General features: G+C 72.0%; 4 protein-coding genes. 2 read left to right on the top strand and 2 right to left on the bottom strand.

Annotated features, from left to right (window positions below; genetic code table 11):
* The first annotated feature begins 263 nt into the window (after positions 1 to 263).
* Entirely contained in the window at positions 264 to 878 is a 615-nt protein-coding gene (locus DZF91_RS04020; RefSeq protein WP_147340984.1) for a hypothetical protein, read from the top strand.
* A gap of 351 nt (positions 879 to 1229) precedes the next feature.
* Here DZF91_RS04020 and DZF91_RS04025 read toward each other — a convergent pair whose 3' ends face one another.
* A complete protein-coding gene (locus DZF91_RS04025; RefSeq protein WP_117356148.1) occupies positions 1230 to 1904 on the bottom strand; it encodes a lysophospholipid acyltransferase family protein in 675 nt (224 codons plus the stop codon).
* 378 nt (positions 1905 to 2282) lie between these two features.
* On the bottom strand, positions 2283 to 3650 hold the full coding sequence (phoA, locus tag DZF91_RS04030) for an alkaline phosphatase (protein WP_117356149.1): 1368 nt from the start codon (positions 3648 to 3650) through the stop codon (positions 2283 to 2285).
* A gap of 309 nt (positions 3651 to 3959) precedes the next feature.
* Between phoA and DZF91_RS04035 the strand changes: the two genes are divergently transcribed.
* Positions 3960 to 4301 carry an STAS domain-containing protein gene (locus DZF91_RS04035; RefSeq protein ID WP_117356150.1) on the top strand — a complete coding sequence of 114 codons (342 nt, stop codon included), beginning with the start codon at positions 3960 to 3962 and terminating at the stop codon, positions 4299 to 4301.
* The last annotated feature ends 83 nt before the right edge of the window (positions 4302 to 4384 follow it).

Genomic DNA, 4384 nt, shown 5'->3' on the forward strand with positions numbered 1-4384 from the left:
CCCGCCGCACCCGGCCGACCCGGCGGCCACCACGACCGCGGCGGCGGCCAGCGCCGCGACCCGGACGGCGGGACGGAGCGACGCGCGTGCGGGGGACGGAAGCGGCGATCGGGAGGACATGTCCGCGACCTTACGGGGCGTCCGCGCCGGAACCGCGCGGACGACACGCCAGCGGACGAGCCGGGCCCGCGGTGCGCTTTCAGAACACCGTCCCACGGGTAGATTGACTACCGACAGTGATCGATACGTCACTTTGGGGGAAGATGATGCCGCGCAAACTCCTCGTGCTGCCGGTCCTGCTGGCACTGGTGCTCCTCGGGACCGGCGCGTGCGGGAGCAAGGCCCACCACGCGTCCGACACGTCCGGTGTCACGACGGCCTCGCCGGGCGGCGGCGAGCAGAGTCCGGGCGGGACCGGGCCCGGCGGCGCGCAGAGTCCGGGCGGCACCGCGTCACCCGCCGTCTGCCCCACCGAGTCCACGAAGAAGTTCGCCAAGACGCGGTTCGTCGCGGACGCGGGCCTGGCCTTCGGCGCCTTCCACCGCTGGATCTACAAGCCGTGGCAGGCGGGATCGTTCAAGTCCGGCGCGCAGAACCGCAAGAAGACCATCGTGAAGGCCGCCGCCGCGGGCGCGTTCGTGGTGAACCGGCTGAACGCCGGCCGCAAGCTGGTGAACGCCGACCCGACGCTGTGCAAGACGCTCAAGCAGCCGCTCGACTCGCTCTGGAACCACCTGTCCGGCCTCACCGGCAAGCTGAAGTCCGGGAACGTCGACCCGAACGAGATCGGCTCGGTCGGTGGCGCGGTCGAGAAGTTCCGCCAGGAGGCGGCCCAGCAGGGCGCGAACATCAAGGACAAGACCCCGCCGAACGTCTGATCCGGCACGCACCGCGCCGACGACCCGGACGTACGCGCTGACGATCCGCCGCGCACCGCGCTGACGATCCGCCGCGCACCGCGCCGACGATCCGCCGCGCACCGCGCCGACGATCCGGCACGCGTCGCGCTGACGATCCGCCGCGCACGGCACCGAGCCGCATGGCGCTGAGCCGCATGGCGCTGAGCCGCATGGCGCTGAGCCGCATGGCGCTGAGCCGCATGGCGCTGAGCCGTACCGCGCTGTCGCGTCTCGCGCGTGCCTCGCACCGAGCCGGATCGAGCCGGGCCGTAACGCCGCCGGCCGGGGCCGAGCCGCTGAACGCGGTCGGTCCCGGCCGGCGGTGGTGTGTCAGGGCTTGATGTCCGCGTGGTCGTTGTAGCCGCCGGCGTAGTCCTGGCCGGAGAGCTTCTGGATGTGCTCGACGATCTCGTCGGTGATGAGACGGCGGGCCTTGGCGGGCGGCAGGTCGCGGTAGTGGGAGAAGTCGAGCGGCGGGCCGATGCGGACGGTCGGCCGGGGGCCGAGGAAGCGGGGCATCGACGCGCCGATCGGCTGGATCTCCTCGGTGCCGGTCAGGCCGACCGGGAGCACCCGCGCGCCCGACTCCAGCACCAGCCAGCCGATGCCCGTGCGGCCCCGGTAGAGGCGTCCGTCGCGGGACCGGGTGCCCTCGGGGTAGATCGCGAACGCGCCGCTGTTGCCGAGGATCTCCAGTGCCTGCTCCAGCGCGCCCATCGCGGCGCGCTGCGCGCCGCGCCGCACCGGGACGTGGCCGAGCGTGGTGAGGAACCAGCGCACGAACCGGCCCTTGAGGCCACCGCCCTCGAAGTAGTCGGCCTTGGCGATGTAGGTGACCGGGCGCGGGACGGCGAGCGGGATGATGAAGCTGTCGATGAACGACAGGTGGTTGCTGGCGACGATGAGCGGACCGTACTTGGGGACGTTCTCGACGCCCTCGATGCGCGGCCGGAACAGCAGACGCAGGATCGGCGCGACGATTCGCGTCATGAACGTGTAGAACACCCGGCCTCCCGAATTCGGCACCGCAACTGTAACCCCGGTGCCGTTCCCGGCACGCCACGGAGCACTTCCCGGTCACCGGGCCGGAGCCCGGGCCGCCGCCCAGCCGCAGGTCAGCGTACCGAGGATGACCGAATTCCGGTAATTCGCCGGAGCTGAAGAGCTACTTTTCAGTAGGTTTCTGATGAGTAGCTTTCCGCCGCGGATAACGCGAATGCGTCGATACCACAGGATGGACCCGAGTCCCACATCGGCCCCCATTCGCCCCCTGAACTCGGGCGCGAACGCGAGCGGACCCGTCCGGTCCCGGGTGCGCGGGATCGGACGGGTCCGTGCGGCCCACCGGCCGGAAGGCCGGAGATTCGCGGGATGCCCGGGTCGTCAGTGACGGACGCCCAGGGCGCGGGTGAGGGTGGTGAACAGCTCGGTCTGGTCGGTCACGCCGACGACGTTCGCGGCCTGCGGGCCCTGCGCGGCGATGCGCACCTGGGTGCCGGTGTGCTCCTGCGACTGACCGGCCGGGTTGGTCGCGTAGTTGATCTTCATCTGGGCGCCCTCGTCGGTGACCAGGGTCGCGGTCTGGCCCGGGCTCTGGGCGTCCAGCGGGATGATCTGGCTGGTGTGGCCGTGGTCGGCGGTCGTCACCACGAGGGTGTCGGGGTGACGGCGCGCGTAGTCCATGGCCAGCTTGACGGCCCTGTCGAACTCGACGGTCTCGCCGATCTGGCCGCAGGGGTCGGCCGAGTGGTCGCGCTTGTCGATCGACGCGCCCTCGATCTGCAGGAAGAAGCCCTTGCGCGAGCCGCGGGTCTGGCCGTCCAGGACGTCCAGCGCCTTGCTCGCCATCTGGGTCAGGTGCGGGCCGCTGAACTGGGCGTTCGGGGCGCAGCGGGACGGCTCGGTGCCGCCGGTCCTGGCCAGCGGACCGGTCCACTCCTGCGGCATGTTGCCGTCGGAGAACAGGCCGAGCAGGCGGCCGTCCCGGCCCGGACGCGCCGACTGGAGGCCGTTGACGTCGGTGACCACGTTGTAGCCCGCGGCCTTCGCCTGGTCGATGACCGTCCTGCCCTTGAACTGCCCGGCCTGGACGGTCTGCCCGTAGCGGGCCCGTCCGCCGCCGAGGTAGACGTCGGCACCGGTCTGCACCTGCTGCTCGGCGATCGAGCCCGCGCCGCCGTTCTCCTTGGCGTTGGCCGGGCACGCCTTCATGTCCGTCGGCCCCTGGCAGGAGCGGTCGGTCACGTGCGCGGAGAGGACGGCCGGGGTGGCGTCGGTCAGCTCGGCGGTGGTGACGTCACCGGTCCGGAACCCGGCGCGCTTGGCCAGTTCGAGGACGGTCTGCTGCGGCTTGCCGTCCGGGGTGACCGAGATGGCGCCGTTGTAGGACTTGCGGCCCGTCGCCCAGCCCGTCCCGGAAGCGGCCGAGTCGGTGACGTAGTCGGGCAGGTCCGGGTGCGCCTTCTGCAGCGCGTAGGTGGTGTAGGCGCCGGTCAGCGGCAGCCTGTCCATGTTCAGGCGGCCCGCCGCGCCCTGCGAGTAGTTGCGGGCGATGGTGATCTCCGAGTCGCCCATGCCGTCGCCGATCAGCAGGATGACGTTGCGGGCCTTGCCACCGTGGATGGCGTGCCGCACGTCGTTCGTCCGGTCGCCGTTCCAGGCGTTCGCCGCCCCGGAGGCGACGACGGTGGTGGCGGCCCCGGCCGCGAGCGTGATCGCGGCGAGCCGCCGCACCTTTCCAGCCGCAGACATCCGGCTGACCTCCCCAATATGTTTCGGACGTTCCGAGCGGGGTAATCGGATCAGCCGCAGGTGAGCGCAGTTCCCGTTTCAGATGGACGTCACGTGAACGATCCCGGACCCGCCGACCCCACCCGGGGCGCGGCGGCCCCACGAGCACATCCCGACCCATTCCCGCGAACCGCTTGGAAAGCCGGCGGCGGTGCGGGACGCTGGGAGGTCCGACCGTGCCCGGCCGGGCCCGGACGCGGGGGGGCGCCCGAGGCGGACGGGCCGGCCGGAGTGGCCACAGCTCCCGTCAGGAGGGGTGGGGGGACCGGCATGGACTTCGACGTGAACCTGATGCGCCACGACCGCTGCACGCTGGTGCGCATCCAGGGCGAGATCGACGTGGTGACGCGGCCGTCCCTGGAGAAGACGCTGACGGACGTGATCGACATCGGCCAGCCTCTGGTCGTCGACATGCGGCACGTCACGTTCTGCGACTCCAGCGGGCTGAACGCGGTCGTCGGCGCCAACCGCCGCGCGTCCGAGCGCGAGCTCGGCTTCGCGCTGGTGGCGCTGCCGCCCCGGGTCCGCCGGGTCTTCAAGATCACCGGGGTGGACCAGTACATCCCGATCTACGAGACCCTGCGCGAGGCCACCGACGCCGTCAGCGCCTGACCGCACGCCGTCAGCGCCGCGCGCCGTCAGCGCCGTCCGCAGCGCCGCGCGCCGTCAGCGCCGCGCGCCGTCAGCGCCGCGCG

Source organism: Actinomadura logoneensis (assembly GCF_003428695.1).
Classification (GTDB): Bacteria; Actinomycetota; Actinomycetes; order Streptosporangiales; family Streptosporangiaceae; genus Spirillospora; species Spirillospora logoneensis.